Source organism: Tamlana crocina, assembly GCF_012037625.1.
Genome location: NZ_JAAVJS010000103.1, coordinates 1 through 580 on the forward strand (window position 1 = coordinate 1; position 580 = coordinate 580).

1 protein-coding gene is annotated in these 580 nt (G+C 44.3%); it reads right to left on the reverse strand.

What is annotated here, in order from left to right; all coding sequences use genetic code 11:
* Window positions 1–580, reverse strand: a 580-nt coding sequence (locus HC176_RS15820) for a 4Fe-4S dicluster domain-containing protein (protein ID WP_167919958.1), incomplete at both ends; no start/stop codon positions are given.

Consider the following 580-nt stretch of genomic DNA (forward strand, 5'->3'; position numbering starts at 1 on the left):
CACATCAGACCGTATGAACAACATTCCCGATAATATTCCAACCAGCACCAGCATTATGGCTGCAAAGCCTTTCATTCTCGGGTTAAAGGTGAATTTCTCCTCTTTCTCAATATTCTCTTCAGAATAGAAGCCAATGAGTCCTTTTGGAAGATCTACTTTTTCCATAATCGTATCACAGGCATCGATACAGGCGGTACAGTTGATACACTCCAGCTGAGTACCATTCCTAATGTCGATCCCGGTAGGACATACATTCACACACTGGAAGCAGTCGATACAATCTCCTTTTCCCAAAGCCGCGCGATCTTCATTCTTCTTGAATTTTGAACGGCCCTGTGTTCTTTCTCCCCTTTTCCTGTCATAAGCCACAACTACAGATTTCTTATCCAGCAGTACACTCTGTAATCTCCCGTAGGGGCAGGCAATAGTACAAACCTGTTCTCTGAACCAGGAGAAGATAAAATAGAAGACACCGGTAAAGATCATTAGGGCAGTGAAGGTGCTAAGGTTTTCCAGCGGCCCTTGGGTAACGTACTGCAGTAATCTTTTGCTTCCCACGAGGTAGGCTAAGAACACATTT